Source organism: Mesorhizobium sp. P2_H9 (genome assembly GCF_056403215.1).
Genome location: NZ_JBFUFX010000003.1, coordinates 391,969 through 408,366 on the forward strand (window position 1 = coordinate 391,969; position 16,398 = coordinate 408,366).

The window sequence follows — 16,398 nt, forward strand, 5'->3', positions numbered from 1 at the left end:
TGTTGCTTCAAGGCTTTCTTAGCTCTCTTTTGCTATCCAGTTGGGCGAAGCCCGCGGGAAAGTTCCATGAACGAAATCGACCCCACGCGCCGTTTTTCTGCCGACGCGGTGCGCAAACTCAAGAGTCCTGCTGAAGGCGATGCGCCCGGCAGCCTGAACAATGTCGCCCGCCAGGTCGCTTCGCAGTACCGGCGCGATACGATGTCGCCGATCATGGTCAGCGGCGTGTTGCGCCTGGTCGAATTCGGGCTGCTGTTCGCGTCCGGACTCCTGCTCTATTTCCACTATGTCGGCTTCTTCAACTATCTCGCCTGGCAATATCCGCTGACCATTGCCGCCGCTTCGTTCGTCGCCGTGGTGCTGCTCGACGTCAGCGACTGCTACCAGATCGTCGCCTTGATGCGGCCGATCGCCAATTTCGGACGCATGCTGCTGGTCTGGGCCGGCACCTATGCGCTGATGGCGCTGACGGCGTTCACTTTCAAGATATCCGAGGACTATTCGCGCCTGCTCTTCGGCGCCTGGTTCGTCGTCGGTTTCGTGCTGATCTTCGGCCTCAGGCTGGTGATGTCGAAGCTGATCCGCAGTTGGGCGCGCAACGGGCGCATGGAGCGCCGCGCCGTCATCGTCGGCGGCGGCAAGGCAGCGGAGCAGCTGATCCGTTCGGTCGAAAAGCAACCTTACAACGACATCCGCATCTGCGGCATCTTCGACGACCGCGACGACAAGCGCTCGCCGCCCATCGTTGCCGGCTATCCCAAGCTTGGCAACATTTCCGAGCTGATCGAGTTCGCCCGCATCGCGCGCATCGACATGCTGATCGTGTCGCTGCCGCTGACCGCCGAATCGCGCGTCCTGCAGCTGCTGAAGAAGCTGTGGGTGCTGCCGGTCGATATCCGGCTGTCGGCGCATTCGAACGCGCTGCAGTTCCGCCCGCGCGCCTACTCCTATATCGGCTCGGTGCCGATGCTCGACATCTTCGACAGGCCGATCAACGACTGGGATTCGGTTGCCAAGCGCGCCTTCGACATCATCTTCTCCATCATCGGCATCATCCTGTTCTCGCCGGTCATGCTGGCCACGGCCATCGCCATCAAGCTCGACAGCAAGGGACCGGTGCTGTTTCGGCAGAAGCGGCATGGCTTCAACAACGAGATCATCGAGGTCTACAAATTCCGCTCGATGTATACCGACCGCTCGGACCCGACCGCCAAGCAGACGGTGACCAAGAACGATCCGCGCGTCACCCGCGTCGGCCGCTTCATCCGCAAAAGCTCGATCGACGAACTGCCGCAGTTCTTCAACTCGCTGCTCGGCTCGCTGTCGCTGGTCGGTCCGCGCCCGCACGCCATTGCCGCCCAGTCGCATAACCTTCTCTACAATGAGGTGGTCGACGGCTATTTCGCCCGCCACAAGGTCAAGCCAGGCGTCACCGGCTGGGCGCAGATCAATGGCTGGCGCGGCGAGATGGACACCAACGAAAAGATCCGCATGCGCACGGAGTACGACCTCTACTACATCGAGAACTGGTCGCTGCTGTTCGATCTCAGGATCCTTCTGTTGACGCCGGTGCGGCTGCTCAACACGGAAAACGCGTATTGAGCGCCTTCACGCATGCGCCGGCCGCGGTCAACACGTTGCCGCCTTCGGCGGTAAACGCCAAGCTGATCGCGCTGATTGCGTCGGGCGCGGTTTTCATTGGCGTTTTTCTGTCCGGTTTCGTCATCGACGAGCCGGCGCCCTACGATCTCTATATGGTCGGGCTGATCGGCGTGTGGGCGCTGTTTGGCCTGCGCATCTCGCGCGCGGCGGTGCCGTTGCTGGTGCTGTTGCTGACGATGAACATCGGCGGCATGATCGCGATGACGCAGATGTCGGACCTCGCCAACACGCCGCTCTATCTCGCCGTGTCGCTGTTCCTCGCCTTCACCTCGGTGTTCTTCGCCTCGGTGACGGCGGTGCAGCCCAACCTCTACCGGTTGATCTTCATCGCCTATGTCTTCTCCGCGGTAGCGACTTCGCTGCTCGGCATTGCCGGCTATTTCCACGCTTTCCCCGGCGCCGAAGTCTTTACCAGATACGACCGCGCCCAGGGCGCCTTCCAGGATCCGAACGTGTTCGGACCGTTCCTGGTGCTGCCCGGCATCTATCTGCTCTATCTCCTGCTGACCGGCTCGATCGCGCGCATGCCGCTCTTGGCGGTGCCGCTGCTGATCATCACCGCCGGCATCTTCTTCTCGTTCTCGCGCGGCGCCTGGGGCATGTTCGCCGTCTCGGCAATCCTGCTCACCGGCTGCCTGTTCCTGCAAAGCAACAGCGGCAGGTTCCGGCTGCGTGTCGTCATCATGACCATTGCCGCAATCGCGCTGCTGGTCATCGCGATGATCGTCATCCTGCAGCTGCCCGGCGTGTCCGAAATGTTTTCCAGCCGCGCCCAGCTGGAGCAGAGCTACGATACCGCTCGTCTCGGCCGTTTCGCCCGCTACACGATCGGCTTCCAGATGGCGCTGGAACATCCGTTCGGCATCGGCCCGCTGGTCTTCGGCACGATCTTTGGCGAAGACACCCACGACATCTGGCTGAAGACGCTGATGGACTATGGCTGGCTCGGCTTCGTCTCATTCCTGTCGCTGACCTTGTGGACGATCGCTGCCGGCTTCCGCATCCTTTTGCGCGACCGGCCATGGCAGCCCTATCTCTTGTGCGCCTATGTCGCCTTCATCGGCAATATCGGGCTCGGCACCTTCATCGACATCGACCACTGGCGCCACGTCTATCTGCTGCTCGGCCTGATCTGGGGCGCCATCGCGCTCGAATACCGCCACCAGCGGCTGTTGCGGCCGGCGCCGCAGCCCGTGCCGAAGGCGCCAAATCCATCCAGCAGAAAAGCCGCCGAATTCGGTTGACCCGAACCGGCTTATCACGATACATCGCGACCGGTCCGGAGTGTAGCGCAGCCCGGTAGCGCACTTGACTGGGGGTCAAGGGGTCGTCGGTTCGAATCCGGCCACTCCGACCATTTTTTCAAAGGCTTGGCGCCTACCCGAAATCCCCCAAACACATTTGTCGTCGCCGCCGACAAAAGGCCGGCCGAGGCTGGCCATTGCTTTAACCCACGACCTCCCCCGAAAATCACCAATCCGTGCCGGATCATTCCGACCCGCTCCGCGTTGAATGAAATCCAACCCGGAGGAAACGACATGGGCGACGAACGGAACGAAAAGATTCGGCAGCGGGCATATGCAATCTGGGAACGCGAAGGCGGTCGGGATGGCGACCACGAGAGGCATTGGCTCAGGGCCAAGGATGAAATCGATCGAGAGGCAGAGCTGCCGGAAACCGGCGAGGTTGCCAGCACAGACGTTCTAACAGTCGAGGCCCTGGCCGTGCGCACCGGCATAACCGGCCAACAGGCGCAAGACCTCATCGACCAACTCGGAACCGACAGGGCAGCGATCGAGGATGCTGCCCGGAGCCTGGGGACGCAAAAACTCAACTTCAGTAAATAAGAAACCGCGGCCAAGCGAACGGTCGAGCGTTTGCGATTCTAAACCCGGAACCATTCTCACCTGAGAAAGTTGAGAACGGTGACGGCGGAGCATGCTTCCCCCAAGCAATGTCGAGCCCCCAAGCCTTCCGCAGTCACGACCCTTGAACCCCGCGACGTGCGGGGTTTTGTGGTTGTGATGCACAAGGGGCGCGTTGCAAACAAAGGAAATTAAAAGAGTGGAACTGGCTGGCGCCATGTCGCGTTGATCTCAGCCATTGGGAGATCGCAACCATGTCTGTCCAGGAAGAAGACTATCGAACCAACAGAGCCGACTATCTGATAGCGGCGGACGGCCGAACGATCAGGGATGGTGATCGCGATGAGCACCTGGCAAGAAAAAAGAAATCCCTGTGGCTAAGAGATCGGCGATCCGCCAAATTGGCCGCAAATCCTTCGGACAGCTTGCCTGAGCCGAGATCCAGACCGCGTGTCTAGCGCCTAGGCGCCCGCAGGCGCCTTGTTGTTCTCGGAACGAAAGGCGCTCGAGCCGCCTGACGGCGGCGTGCGGCGATGCCGACACGCTGTTGATTTGCCAGATCGGCAAGAGGTGCCAGTGACTCCTGGCCAGGCTCGAAAAGAGATCCCGTTGGTTTCCTCTCCGATCGAAATGCACCGCGAGGCCCTGGTCCGCTGCGAACAGGACCGCGTAGCGCTCGATCTGATCGTCCGATAGCTCGCAATCGCAGACTGTATCCCGCACCGACTGAACTGCCGAAAAAGTTGAGATGATGCGTCCGGGAGCACAGCAGTCGATATATCGCGCGACAGCGTCGATGACGTCGTCAGGAACGAGAAAGTTGAATTGGCGCGAACTGGTTTTGGTCGGCGCTACGATCCGCTTTAGCATTTCGCCTTCTGAAAGCCCCGCGCGATGCTAGCTCTGGGGCAGATACATCAGCAAGGACTAATGGACAGCAGGTGGATGTTATGCACTGAATTCTAACATGCCCAGGAAACACCCGTCCCGCGCATCACCCTACTGGCAGACATCGACCCACTCGGCGTCGACGATTTGCGCCATAAGCTGCGGGTTGAGCCGCACGGCGGCGTTGGTTGCGCCTGCCGCGGGCACAACCTCGTCAAAGCCGCCCAGCGACACGTCGCAATAGACCGGCAGCGGCGCCGGCAGACCAAACGGGCACACCCCTCCGACAGGATGGCTTGTCGCAGCGAAGACCTGCTCGGCGTCCAGCATGCGCGCCTTGCCGCCGAAGCGGTCCTTGAATTTGCGGTTGTCCAGCCGGGAAATCCCGCTCGCGACGACCAGCATCGTTTGATCGCCAACGCGCAGGCAGATCGTCTTGGCGATCTGCGCCGGTTCCACGCCATGCGCCTCTGCCGCCAGAGCCACCGTCGCCGAACTGGCCTCCGTCACGAGGACCTCGACGTCGGGGGCACGGGCAGCGAAAAAGGCACGGACCGATTCAAGACTCATTTCGCCGTTGTTTCCTTCGAAATGGGGGCTGGAGCTTACTGGATAGCTTCCCCATCAACCGGCGGCAACCTTGCCGCCTTTCGACGCCTGCGGCGAGAACAAGCCGCTCGAACACAAAAAGCCCGCCAGGGCAAACCGTGGCGGGCGTGTTGAGAAGACGCTTGCCGTCGCTGCTATCAGACGGCTCGCCTTTCCGCGGGTTGCGCCAGCACTGCCGGATCGATCAGCGCACTTTCCGGAAGTCGAAGTGCCGCGGCGATGCGTCGAAGCCTCGACGGATCATGATCCTTGCCGTTCTCGATGTTGGCAATCTCATCGGTCGACAGGCCGCATGTCAGGGACAGCTCTTCCAAACTGTATCCCCGGCTTTCCCGTATGGCGCGCAGCGCGCTGTGGTCGGGCGCAATGTCAGTCGCCGCCAGTTCGGAGAGGGCTTCGCGTTTTGCATTTTGGGGCATTGGCAACTCCGTGGGCTGAAAGGGTTTGGATCAAATTATGGGTGTTGCCTGAGACGCGGGAGAATGCCTGCTCATTAACTATTTGCCAAGTGGCAATGGAAGCGTCACGGCATCGTGAACCAACGCTGGAACGGCCGTCTTGCCGACGAAGCCGGCGCTCCTCAAAGACTGTCCCATCAAATTCTTTTGAAGGACTGCGGACGAATTGTTCGACGGTTTCAGGCCGCCCGTTCGTTGAACTGCTGTGGCTGGCAAACCAACCATCCTGGCCAACCACCCTGGCCAGCTTTTCGCAGAAGGACAAAACCCATGAATTTGAAGACATTCGCGATCGTGCTCGGCACGATTTCAAGCCTTGCCGGCACCAGCCTCGTTGCGGCTCAGGCGGCGGACACCATGCGCGTGCGCGGCACGGTGGCCGGTTTTGCCGGATCGACGCTGACGGTGAAGACCCGCGAGGGCAACACGGATGCGATCACGCTGGCACAGGGGTGGAAAATCTCCGGCGTCGCCAAGGCATCCGCCCAGAACATCAAGCAAGGCGACTTCCTCGGCATCGCGTCGGTCTCGAAAACCGACGGCGGCAGCGGCGCGCTGGAAGTCGTGGTCTTTCCGGCTGCTCTGAAGGGTGCCGGCGGAAGGCGACCGCCCGTGGGATCTGCAGCCCAACAGTCGCATGACCAACGGCACGGTCGCCGATGTCACCAACATCGATGGCCGGACGGTGACGCTTACCTATGACAATGGCCAGAAGAAGCAGATCGCCATTCCGCAAACGACGCCGATCGTCACCTTCGCCCCGGCCGTCCCTGGCGACCTCAAGCCCGGCGCGACAGTGTTTCTCACCGCCGAGCGGGGCAGCGACGGCGCACTCACCTCCGCCAGGGTCGTCGTCGGAAACAACGGCATCGTGCCGCCGATGTGAGGTGTCGGCCCGGGAGCCCCTCGGACACAATCCGGAAACAAAATTCTACAGTCGGGAAAAACTGTCGAAAAAATCCAGGAGGATAGTTCCAATCGCGGCGCTCATATCACCGGCATGATCCGGTGCCCCTCAAAGGCGGTCCGCGCAGAAAAGGAACCGAAGTCATGAAGAAGTCTCTCCTGTCGGCCCTCGGCCTGGCTTTTGCCCTGGCTGTCTCGCTGCCGGTCATCGGCGCCAGCAGCGCCGATGCAGCACCGCTGCACAAGAAGCATCACCACCATCATCGTCATCACCACAAGCATCACTGGCATCACCACCACCACCATCATCATCACAAAAAGGTGGTTGCGAAGAAGATTTAGTATCCGTCTTGTCCAGTGGGAAGGCTGGCTTTGGACCTCTAGCCAGGCTGCCTTTCTGCTGGTTTTTCATGCGCCGTGCTCGCCTCGCCAAATGAGGGCGTGACACGGCCTGAGCGATTTATGCTAGGGGATGACTTCGGGTCGATCGGCCCGCTTGCCGGCCTGGCAGGGACTTTCCCGAGAGGTATCCCTAGTGAAGGCTAACATCCCGGCCAGACACCGTCTCGTTCTGGCTGTTGCGCGCCTGCTGCTGACGCTTCGCCACCCGGCCCTGGTCGTTCGGTTCGTCATGAAGCTGGGCTATTTGCCCAATCCGGCCGCCCCTGAGAGCTATCACGAGCGATTGCTCTGGCGAAAAATCTTCGACCGCAATCCACTGTTCGTGACGCTGACTGACAAGCTCGCGGCCAAAGCCCATATCCGCGACGCCTGCCCGGAACTGGCCTTGCCGCGGACGCTCTGGTCCGGACGCGACGCCATAGACATTCCTCGCGACCTGCTGGCCGGCGATGTCGTCGTCAAGACAAACCATGGCTGCGCGATGAACATATTCGTTGCCAGTGGCGACCCCAATCGCGGCTTCATCGTCGCCAAGGCGAAGCACTGGCTGAGAAAACGCTATGGCCGCCGCGATGGCGAATGGGCCTATTGGCCGATCGTTCGCACCGTGTTCGTGGAAGAGCGGCTGGCGCTCTCTGGCGCACGGATCGCAACCGACATCAAAGTGCATGTTTGCGGCGGCGTGGTAACGCATGCCTGGGTCGAGGATAAGGCTGCGGGGCGTTCGCTGCTTTTGGATCGGGACGCCAATCCATTGCCCGGGCGCGATCCGGACTATCCCCGCGAGGATCAGGCGGTGCCCGTCAATGCGCGACTTCTCAGCTATGTCCGCCAGGCGGTGTCGATCGCCCCTGCCATTGCCGGCAACCTCGACTACATCCGCATCGACTTCCTGGTCACCGATCATCGTCTCTATGCCGGCGAGATCGTCGTCTACCCCGGCGCCGGCTATGGCACCACCACCAATCCGGCGTTCGCCGGCGAAATCGAGCGGCTCTGGCGGCTCGATCGGTCGCATTTCATGGGGCGGCGGCACAGAGGTCTGGCGCGCTTCTATGCTGGCGCGCTGCTCGCCAAATGCATGATCGATGCCGGCCATTCCCGACAGATACCGGCAGATTGCGAAGCCTGAAATTGACGCCGAGAATGACGCTTTGATGCCTGCGGCGCTCAAAAAAGTTTGAACCGCCGCGTGAACCTTTCCCCTCTGGACCGCACCAAGTCGGCATGGACGCCAAGAAGGCGATCCCAATCAGAAGGACGCCACAACGGCGCTCCACGATCCAGAGAAGGAAATGCTCAATTGACCAACTATTCGAACTTCAAGCGCCTGTCCCTTGCCGCTGCTGTCGCCATTTCGGCGCTCGGCTCGATCTCGGTGCCGGGCTCGGCTTTCGCCAATGGCACGCATCCCACCGGCGACGGCGGCGCGGTTTGCAAGGGCGCAGGCCACTGTCTGGTGCTTGAGATCGAGTGCAAGGGCACCTACACGGACGCCACCGACAAGAACGGCACCGTCTATGGCAAGTGCAGCCAGACCGCGCAGGTTTCGCCGCAGGGCAAGATCAAGCTCGCGAAGTAATCGACTGCCGATCAAGGAAATGGCGGTCGTCCGCGGGACGGCCGCCATTTTCTTGTGTCCGGAACAGAGCGCCGCTACCTGCGGCTGAAGAGCAGGCTGGCGACCAGCCCGACCACCGCCAGGCCCACGGCAGCGGCGGTCGCGGGATGATCGCGCGCCGTCCTTTCGATCGCCCTGCCCTGCTTCCTGATCGCAGGCAAGGCGTCACTGATGCGATCTGCGAGTTGCGCATAATAGTCCGACGCGGCATCACGCCCGTCTTCGTAATAGGCGCCCCCCCGCTTGGCCACGACCTTGCGCAGTGCAGCCAACTCCTTGGAAAGGACAGCGACCCGCTTGTCCAGGTCGATGTCGGTGATGGTGGAAAGCGATGCCATGATGTGTTTCCTTCATTGCAGAAGGAGAGGTAACGCATGGCTGCAAAGCCGGTTCCGGCCTCCCGGTAACAGACGCCAAAGCTCGCCACCGATCGGAGGTCAGCGTACCTGATCGAGCAGGCGCTTGCACTCGAGAAGGTCGAACAGCGCCTCCTGCAGCAAGGCGCGGTTGTCGCGCGACAGTTTTGACGCACCGGGCTGGACGGGACCTTCGTCGTCGGGCTTGCCGAGGCCGAAGAAGCGGCGGCTGGGTTTCACCTTGGGTTGGCCGACCAGCATCTCGTCGTCCATGCCGCGCGGCTGGGCCGCAGGCGTCAGCGGCACGGCGTCAGCCTGCCGGCGCTGCGAGATCGCCTCGACCGCGGCCATGTCGCCATTGCCGATGGCGACCAGGAAATGGTTGCCGTTCTCGCGCAGCAGTTTTTGCACGCCCTTGATCGTATAGCCCTGGTCGTAGAGCATATGGCGGATGCCCTTGATCAGTTCGACATCCTGCGGCCGGTAGTAGCGGCGGCCGCCACCGCGCTTCATCGGCTTGATCTGGTTGAAACGCGTTTCCCAGAAGCGCAGCACATGCTGCGGCAGATCGAGATCCTCGGCGACCTCGCTGATGGTGCGGAAAGCATCGGGGCTCTTGTCCATGGGCGAATCCTCACGCTGGACGGCGATCCGGCTCATTTTGCCGAATCGAGCTTTATTTCAGCGGTTTATGAAACAATATTCAAGCCCGGCGTCAAAGAGGACCACCGTTTTCAACCGGCTTCGACGCGGAGCCTATTTGCTGCCCTTGGCCTTGCTGTTCTGGTGAGAGCGCAAGATGCGGCTTTTCAGCACGTTTGACGACTTGAAGGTCATCACCCGGCGCGGCAGGATCGGTACTTCCTCGCCGGTCTTCGGGTTGCGGCCGATGCGCTCATTCTTGGAGCGGACGTGAAACGTCGCAAAGGACGACAGCTTCACCGTTTCGCCGCGAACGATCGCTTCGCAAATCTCGTCCAGAACCGCTTCGACAAGCTCAGCCGATTCCGTGCGCGACAAACCGACCTTGCGGTAAACAGCTTCGGCAAGGTCGGCGCGCGTAAGTGTCTTTCCCCCCATGCGACCGTCCCATCAGCTCAAAAACATAAATCGATACAAGCAAAGGCAGAGCCTAAGTAATTGATCCGGCAAGGTCAAGGACCGAACCCGTCCGTTCGGCACTTACCAGCGGACCAGCACCGCGCCCCAGGTGAAGCCCCCGCCCATCGCCTCGAGCAGCACCAGATCACCCTTCTTGATGCGGCCGTCGGCGACCGCCACTGAGAGAGCCAGCGGCACGGAAGCAGCCGAGGTGTTACCGTGCAAATCGACGGTGACCACCACCTTTCGCTCTTCTATCCCGAGCTTTTTGGCCGAAGCGTCAATAATCCGTTTATTGGCCTGATGCGGCACGAACCAGTCGAGGTCTGCGGCGGTGATACCGGCCTGAGAAAACGTCGCCTCGATGACGTCGGTGATCATGCCCACGGCGTGCTTGAAGACCTCGCGACCTTCCATCCTGAGATGGCCGACCGTCCCGGTGGTCGATGGTCCGCCGTCGACAAAGAGCTTCTCCTTGTGGACGCCGTCGGAACGCAGGCTCATCGCCAGCACGCCATGGTCGGCAATGCTGCCTTCCCCCTCGCCGGCTTCCAGGACGATCGCGCCGGCGCCGTCGCCGAACAGGACGCAAGTCGAGCGGTCGCTCCAGTCGAGGATGCGCGAGAAGGTTTCCGCGCCGATCACCAGAACCCGCTTGGCCTGGCCGCCGCGGATATAGAGGTCGGCGGTGGTCACCGCGTAGACGAAGCCCGAGCACACCGCCTGCATGTCGAAGGCGAAGCCATGATGCATGCCGAGCCGGTTCTGGATCTCGACGGCGGTCGCCGGAAAGGTGTTGTTGGGCGTCGATGTCGCCAGCACGATGAGGTCGATATCGGCCGGCGTCAGGCCGGCGCTGTCGAGGGCGGCACGCGCCGCCGCTTCGCCCAGCGAAGCCGTCGTCTCGTCATCGGCCGCGATATGGCGCTGGCGGATGCCGGTGCGCTGGGCAATCCACTCGTCGGAGGTCTCGACCATGCCTTCGAAGTCGGCATTCTTCATGATGCGGCGGGGCAGCGCGGCACCGGTGCCGCGCACGACTGATCTGATCAAAGCTCTGTCCTATTCCTTCGCGTCGACAACGACGTCGGATTTCCTGTTTGCCTGGGCATGCGGATTGCGCGCATGGAACAGATCGAGGTCGGCCTCGATGCGGTCAAGCAAATTGTTGCGCACCATGTCGTAGCCAAGCTCGATCGCCGCCGCAAAACCATTCGAATCGGCGCCGCCATGGCTTTTCACCACGATGCCGTTCAGCCCGAGGAAGACGCCGCCATTGGAGCGGCCGGGATCCATCTTTTCGCGCAAGCGGTCGAAGGCGCCCTTGGCGAAGACGTAGCCGATCCTGGCCATCAGCGTCCGGCTCATCGCCGCGCGCAAATAGCCGGCGATCTGCCTCACCGTGCCTTCCGCCGTCTTCAGCGCGATGTTGCCGGCAAAGCCTTCGGTGACGACCACGTCGACCGTACCCTTGCCGATGTCGTCGCCCTCGACGAAACCGTGATAGTTCATCGAGGCCAGATTGGCCTCGCGCAGCATGCGCCCGGCTTCCTTGACCTCTTCCTGGCCCTTGATCTCTTCGACGCCGACATTGAGCAGACCGACTTTCGGCCGGTCGATGCCGAAAACCGAACGCGCCATGCCGGTGCCGAGAATGGCAAAATCGATGAGCTGGTGCGCATCGGCGCCGATTGTGGCGCCGACGTCCAGCACCACGCTTTCGCCACGCATTGTCGGCCAGATCGCCGCGATCGCCGGACGATCGATGGTCGCCATGGTGCGCAGGCAGAATTTCGACATCGCCATCAGCGCGCCGGTGTTGCCGGCCGAGATGCAGGCCTGCGCCGTGCCGGATTTGACCGCCTCGACGGCTTTCCACATCGACGACTTCCAGCGGCCGTGGCGCAGTGCCTGGCTCGGCTTGTCGTCCATCCTGACGGCGATCTCGCAATGGACGAACTCGCTGACATCGGCCAGCTTGGGAAATTTGGCGAGCTCCGGGCGCACCACGTCCTCGCGTCCGTAGATGATGAAGCGGATATCAGGACGCCTTGTAGCGACCGTCATGAGCGCCGGGATGACCACGCCTGGTCCGTGATCGCCGCCCATGGCATCGATGGAAATCCTGATCACGCGGTGTTCATCTCACTTGCTTGGGGCCAGCGGCCTCGCGAAATACGGGGCTCGCGAAGGTTCGGCGAAAATAGCGGTTTTGGGCTGCCGCACAACCGACTTTTCTAATATTGGATCGGCTTTTAGGATTTTCCCAACAAGGATCGCAGCTTTTTCTGGAAATCGCTCTCCGCGGGCTCCGAATCGCCAACGGCGTCCAGGGATACACCTTGCTTGCGCGGATAAGGGTCGATGGCCAGTCCGAAGAACTGTTCGGCGAGCGCCCCGACATCGATCGTGTCGCCGGAAAATGTCTCCGGGCTGTCCGGCCCTTCGGCATCGAGCAGGATTTCGCCGCCGCCGTCAAAGCCCTGCCGTCCAAGCTTGGACTGCTCCGGCAGCAACAGTGCGTCGACCGGCTCATCGATATGCGCCGCGACCGGTTCGAGGGTGACGATGCAGGCTTGCGTGATGTCGGCCACCACATGGCCGCTTACCTTGACGCCATTGCGCTTCCACGGCGCCACCAGCAGTTCGGCGCGGTAGCTTTCGACCGAAAGCAGATCGTGCTCTTCGGCCAGAGCGATACGCTGCGCGGCATCGGCATCGATCACCACCATCAGGCCCTTGTGTGGCAGGCGGGCGACATTTGCCTTGAACGACACGGGGCTTGGGAGATCCGCAGGGTTCATCGGGCTCCTCCTTCAGCCTGGCCCGGCACGGGAAACACCAGCGTGCCGGAAACGATCGATTCGGTCGGCTGTGCCGCCAGGCGCTGGTCGACATTGACGACATAGGACGCCAGCAGCGCTGCTTGCGGCCAGGCGCCGGCGTCGGGCCTGATATTGCGGGCAAGGGCTACAGCAAGCGCTTCGCGGTCGTCGTGCTCCAGCGCGTCGTCATAGGCGGCAGTGCGGCCATAGAACATTTTCGCCAGTTTCTTCATGCGCTTCGGCACGCCGACGTCGCCAATGCCGAGTTCGCGCAGCGAATGCTCGACATCCAGGAAAAACTCGTCGATCAGCACCTGCGCGACCTCCGCGGCAACGCCGCTCTCGCCGCGCAGCCGGTGCTGAAACAGGAACATGTGCAGCGACAGCATCTCGAAACGGCCGAGAGGCGTGTCCGGCACATTCCATTCGGAATAAAACAAAGTCTGCCGCGCCGCTGCCACGATTTGTGCGTAAAGCGCCTCGGTGATAGCGCGGTTGGCGTGACGTTCGCGACCAAAAAGGCGCTGGAACATTGAGGGTGGTCTCCTGGGGACCGTATGTTGAATGGGCCTTGTTGCATCGGCAAGCAAGCTGGTTTACCGGTTTTGCGGCCCAGCGCAAGTTGCGGCCAGCTTATGGAGTTGTAGTTGCGCGCGCTGAAATTCAAGTCGACTTTTTTACCCATGCCTGCCGGCGCGATTTCGTTGCTGGTGATCGCTTCGGCGCTCTCCGCCTGCAACTCGTCCAAGATGATCGGCGATCTCAATCCGAGTGAGACGCTGACGCAGGGTTATGTCATCGATCAGCAGGCGGTCGACTCGGTTCCGGTCGGTTCCAGCCGCGAACAGGTGCTCCTGGCGCTTGGCACGCCGTCGACGACGGCGACCTTCGACAACGAGGCGTTCTATTACATTTCGCAGACGCGCAAGCGCTACGTCGCCTTCGACAAGCCGAGGCTGGTCGACCAGAAAGTGCTGGCGGTCTATTTCGGCCCTGACAGCCGTGTCACCCAGATCGCCAATTACGGCCTGAAGGACGGCAAGATGTTCGATTTCATCTCGCGCACCACGCCGACCGGCGGCAAGGACCAGAACTTCCTCAGCCAGATCATCAACGGCGCCAGCAAGCTGGCGCCCGGCCTGCCCAGCGGCGGCGGCGGCACGCCCTGATCACCAGATTCTGCGTTCCCTCCAGGGAAAGCAGCACCATCTCAGGCGACCAAAAACCCGTGGGAGCAATCCCACGGGTTTTTGTTTTGAGACGGCAAGCTATGGTCGCCAGACATCAATCTCCCAACGCCGTAAAGAAAAACCCGCAGGATCGCTCCCGCGGGTTTGTTTTCGAACGTTGGGCGCTGATCAGCCGTGCGCGAGCACGGCCAACAGCAGCAGCGCGACGATGTTGGTGATCTTGATCGCCGGGTTGACCGCCGGACCGGCGGTGTCCTTGTAGGGATCGCCGACCGTGTCGCCGGTCACCGAAGCCTTGTGCGCCTCGGAACCCTTCAAGTGCTTGACGCCGTCCTTGTCGACAAAGCCGTCCTCGAAGGACTTCTTGGCGTTGTCCCAGGCGCCGCCGCCCGAGGTCATCGAGATGGCGACGAACAGGCCGTTGACGATGACGCCGAGCAGCGAGGCGCCGAGGGCGGCAAAAGCAGACGCCTTCGAACCCGAGATCAGCAGCACGCCGAAATAGACGACCAGCGGTGCCAGCACCGGCAGCAGCGACGGGATGATCATTTCGCGGATCGCCGCCTTGGTCAGCAGGTCGACGGCGCGCGCATAGTTCGGCTTCGAGGTGCCGGCCATGATGCCCGGATCCTCGCGGAACTGCTTGCGCACCTCCTCGACGATGGCGCCCGCCGCGCGGCCGACGGCCGTCATGGCGATGCCGCCGAACAAATACGGGATCAGGCCGCCAAAGATCAGGCCGGCGACGACGTAAGGGTTGGAGAGGTCGAAGGAGACATCGCCCATGCCCTGGAAGTAGGGATATTTGTCGCCATTGGCGGCAAAGAACTTCAAGTCGTTCGAATAGGCGGCAAACAGCACCAGCGCGCCGAGGCCGGCCGAACCGATGGCGTAGCCCTTGGTCACCGCCTTGGTGGTGTTACCGACCGCGTCGAGCGCGTCGGTGGAATGACGCACTTCCTTGGGCAGGCCGGCCATTTCGGCAATGCCGCCGGCATTGTCGGTGACCGGGCCGAAGGCGTCGAGGGCGACGATCATGCCCGCAAGGCCGAGCATGGTGGTGACCGCGATCGCCGTGCCGAAAAGGCCAGCGAGCTGGTAGGTCGAGATGATGCCGCCGACGATGACGATGGCCGGAAGCGCCGTCGATTCCAGCGAGACCGCAAGGCCCTGGATGACGTTGGTGCCGTGACCGGTCACCGACGCCTGGGCGATGGAGTTCACCGGACGCTTGCCGGTGCCGGTGTAGTATTCGGTGATCACCACGATGAGGCCGGTCACCACCAGGCCGATCAGGCCGCAGATGAACAGGTTCTTGCCGGTGATGACCATGCCGGCGACGGTACCGACTTCGCCCCAGCCGACGGTTGCCGAGGTGGCGACACCGAGGCCGACGATCGACAACAGGCCGGTGACGATCAGGCCCTTGTAGAGAGCGCCCATGATCGAGCCGTTGGAACCGAGCTTGACGAAGAAGGTGCCGACGATCGAAGTCAGGATGCAGGCGCCGCAGATGGCCAGCGGATAGAGCATCGCCGCACCCAGAGCGGCGGTGCCGCCGAAGAAGATGGCGGCCAGAACCATGGTGGCGACGACGGTCACCGCATAGGTCTCGAACAGGTCGGCGGCCATGCCGGCGCAGTCGCCGACATTGTCGCCGACATTGTCGGCGATGGTGGCCGGGTTGCGCGGATCGTCTTCAGGAATGCCGGCTTCAACCTTGCCGACGAGATCGCCGCCGACATCGGCGCCCTTGGTGAAGATGCCGCCGCCGAGACGGGCAAAGATCGAGATCAGCGAGGCGCCGAAGCCGAGCGAAACCAGCGCGTCGATGACGATGCGGTCGTTGGGCTCGAGGCCCATGAAGTGGGTCAGGATGAGGTAGTAGATCGAAACGCCGAGCAGTGCGAGGCCGGCCACCAGCATGCCGGTGATGGCGCCCGACTTGAAGGCGATGTCGAGACCGGCGGCGAGGCTGTTGGAAGCGGCCTGCGCGGTGCGCACATTGGCGCGCACCGAGACGTGCATGCCGATGAAGCCGGCAGCGCCCGACAGCACGGCGCCAATCAGGAAGCCGATCGCAGCGGTGATCGAAAGCAGCCACCAGGCGAGCACGAGCACGACCACGCCGACCATGGCGATGGTGGTGTACTGGCGCGCCAGATAGGCCTGCGCACCCTCGCGGATGGCCGCGGAGATTTCCTGCATGCGTGCATTGCCCTGATCGGCCGCAAGGACCGAACGCGTCGCCCAGATGGCGTAAAGGATCGAAAGCAGGCCGCAGGCGATGACAGCGGAAATTATGGTCATTGCCGAATTTTCCTCGATTGGTGGCCCAAAAGAACCCCTCCCTGGGCCGTTGAGACGGAGAGCGGATGCCGCCAGGCAGAATCCGTCCCTTCGCAGCGGCTTATGCGAAACAGGGCTCGGAACGTCAAGATATTGTTCGGTTTTTGCCCGGCTTTCACCGAAAAGGCGTATGTGCCAGCGCGTCTGCGGGCGCCGCCGTCCTATT

Annotated in this window: 18 protein-coding genes, 1 tRNA gene and 1 pseudogene; 9 read left to right on the forward strand and 11 right to left on the reverse strand. The window is 62.1% G+C overall.

Features of this window, described 5'->3' with window-relative positions; all coding sequences use genetic code 11:
- The first annotated feature begins 66 nt into the window (after positions 1-66).
- From AC1DXN_RS07885 to AC1DXN_RS07900, 4 genes are all read left to right on the forward strand, one after another.
- Positions 67-1,602 carry an undecaprenyl-phosphate glucose phosphotransferase gene (locus AC1DXN_RS07885; RefSeq protein WP_477269216.1) on the forward strand — a complete coding sequence of 512 codons (1,536 nt, stop codon included), beginning with the start codon at positions 67-69 and terminating at the stop codon, positions 1,600-1,602.
- The gene (locus AC1DXN_RS07890; protein ID WP_477269214.1) at positions 1,599-2,906 is read left to right on the forward strand and encodes an O-antigen ligase family protein; all 1,308 of its coding nucleotides are present in this window, start codon (positions 1,599-1,601) and stop codon (positions 2,904-2,906) included. The genes AC1DXN_RS07885 and AC1DXN_RS07890 overlap by 4 nt, the downstream gene beginning before the upstream one ends.
- 36 nt (positions 2,907-2,942) lie before the next feature.
- Positions 2,943-3,019 (forward strand) — tRNA-Pro (locus AC1DXN_RS07895).
- Positions 3,020-3,200: 181 nt separating this feature from the next.
- On the forward strand, positions 3,201-3,509 hold the full coding sequence (locus tag AC1DXN_RS07900) for a DUF2934 domain-containing protein (protein WP_477269213.1): 309 nt from the start codon (positions 3,201-3,203) through the stop codon (positions 3,507-3,509).
- Between the two features lie 342 nt (positions 3,510-3,851).
- Here AC1DXN_RS07900 and AC1DXN_RS07905 read toward each other — a convergent pair whose 3' ends face one another.
- From AC1DXN_RS07905 to AC1DXN_RS07915, 3 genes are all read right to left on the reverse strand, one after another.
- Complete coding sequence (locus AC1DXN_RS07905; protein ID WP_477269211.1) at positions 3,852-4,397, reverse strand: hypothetical protein; 546 nt, start codon at positions 4,395-4,397, stop codon at positions 3,852-3,854.
- A gap of 129 nt (positions 4,398-4,526) precedes the next feature.
- Entirely contained in the window at positions 4,527-4,985 is a 459-nt protein-coding gene (locus AC1DXN_RS07910; RefSeq protein WP_477269209.1) for a YbaK/EbsC family protein, read from the reverse strand.
- A gap of 176 nt (positions 4,986-5,161) precedes the next feature.
- Positions 5,162-5,443: a helix-turn-helix domain-containing protein gene (locus AC1DXN_RS07915; RefSeq protein ID WP_477242849.1), complete on the reverse strand. Its 282-nt coding sequence runs from the start codon at positions 5,441-5,443 to the stop codon at positions 5,162-5,164.
- Between the two features lie 309 nt (positions 5,444-5,752).
- On the opposite strand from AC1DXN_RS07915, the pseudogene AC1DXN_RS07920 reads away from it, so the two are divergent.
- From AC1DXN_RS07920 to AC1DXN_RS07935, 4 genes and pseudogenes are all read left to right on the forward strand, one after another.
- Positions 5,753-6,368: pseudogene (locus AC1DXN_RS07920) on the forward strand (hypothetical protein).
- A gap of 164 nt (positions 6,369-6,532) precedes the next feature.
- Positions 6,533-6,730 carry a hypothetical protein gene (locus tag AC1DXN_RS07925; RefSeq protein WP_477269207.1) on the forward strand — a complete coding sequence of 66 codons (198 nt, stop codon included), beginning with the start codon at positions 6,533-6,535 and terminating at the stop codon, positions 6,728-6,730.
- A gap of 193 nt (positions 6,731-6,923) precedes the next feature.
- Positions 6,924-7,922: an ATP-grasp fold amidoligase family protein gene (locus tag AC1DXN_RS07930; protein WP_477269205.1), complete on the forward strand. Its 999-nt coding sequence runs from the start codon at positions 6,924-6,926 to the stop codon at positions 7,920-7,922.
- 171 nt (positions 7,923-8,093) lie between these two features.
- Entirely contained in the window at positions 8,094-8,372 is a 279-nt protein-coding gene (locus tag AC1DXN_RS07935) for a hypothetical protein (protein ID WP_477242845.1), read from the forward strand.
- 74 nt (positions 8,373-8,446) lie between these two features.
- On the opposite strand, the gene AC1DXN_RS07940 is transcribed toward AC1DXN_RS07935, so the two are convergent.
- The 7 genes from AC1DXN_RS07940 to AC1DXN_RS07970 form a co-directional block, all read right to left on the reverse strand.
- The gene (locus AC1DXN_RS07940) at positions 8,447-8,749 is read right to left on the reverse strand and encodes a hypothetical protein (protein WP_477269203.1); all 303 of its coding nucleotides are present in this window, start codon (positions 8,747-8,749) and stop codon (positions 8,447-8,449) included.
- A 99-nt stretch (positions 8,750-8,848) separates the two neighbouring features.
- On the reverse strand, positions 8,849-9,391 hold the full coding sequence (locus AC1DXN_RS07945; protein WP_477269201.1) for a MerR family transcriptional regulator: 543 nt from the start codon (positions 9,389-9,391) through the stop codon (positions 8,849-8,851).
- Positions 9,392-9,523: 132 nt separating this feature from the next.
- Positions 9,524-9,847 carry an integration host factor subunit alpha gene (locus AC1DXN_RS07950; RefSeq protein WP_477242842.1) on the reverse strand — a complete coding sequence of 108 codons (324 nt, stop codon included), beginning with the start codon at positions 9,845-9,847 and terminating at the stop codon, positions 9,524-9,526.
- Positions 9,848-9,949: 102 nt separating this feature from the next.
- Positions 9,950-10,921 (reverse strand): beta-ketoacyl-ACP synthase III, encoded by a 972-nt coding sequence (locus AC1DXN_RS07955; protein WP_477242841.1) that lies wholly within the window; start codon positions 10,919-10,921, stop codon positions 9,950-9,952.
- Positions 10,922-10,930: 9 nt separating this feature from the next.
- Complete coding sequence (plsX, locus tag AC1DXN_RS07960; protein WP_477242840.1) at positions 10,931-12,001, reverse strand: phosphate acyltransferase PlsX; 1,071 nt, start codon at positions 11,999-12,001, stop codon at positions 10,931-10,933.
- A 122-nt stretch (positions 12,002-12,123) separates the two neighbouring features.
- Complete coding sequence (locus AC1DXN_RS07965) at positions 12,124-12,672, reverse strand: YceD family protein (RefSeq protein ID WP_477269199.1); 549 nt, start codon at positions 12,670-12,672, stop codon at positions 12,124-12,126.
- Complete coding sequence (locus tag AC1DXN_RS07970; protein WP_477269197.1) at positions 12,669-13,226, reverse strand: ubiquinol-cytochrome C chaperone family protein; 558 nt, start codon at positions 13,224-13,226, stop codon at positions 12,669-12,671. The genes AC1DXN_RS07965 and AC1DXN_RS07970 overlap by 4 nt, the downstream gene beginning before the upstream one ends.
- Before the next feature lie 114 nt (positions 13,227-13,340).
- Between AC1DXN_RS07970 and AC1DXN_RS07975 the strand changes: the two genes are divergently transcribed.
- Positions 13,341-13,862 (forward strand): outer membrane protein assembly factor BamE, encoded by a 522-nt coding sequence (locus AC1DXN_RS07975; RefSeq protein ID WP_477269195.1) that lies wholly within the window; start codon positions 13,341-13,343, stop codon positions 13,860-13,862.
- Between the two features lie 189 nt (positions 13,863-14,051).
- Here AC1DXN_RS07975 and AC1DXN_RS07980 read toward each other — a convergent pair whose 3' ends face one another.
- Positions 14,052-16,193 carry a sodium-translocating pyrophosphatase gene (locus AC1DXN_RS07980; RefSeq protein ID WP_477269194.1) on the reverse strand — a complete coding sequence of 714 codons (2,142 nt, stop codon included), beginning with the start codon at positions 16,191-16,193 and terminating at the stop codon, positions 14,052-14,054.
- Positions 16,194-16,398: the final 205 nt, after the last annotated feature.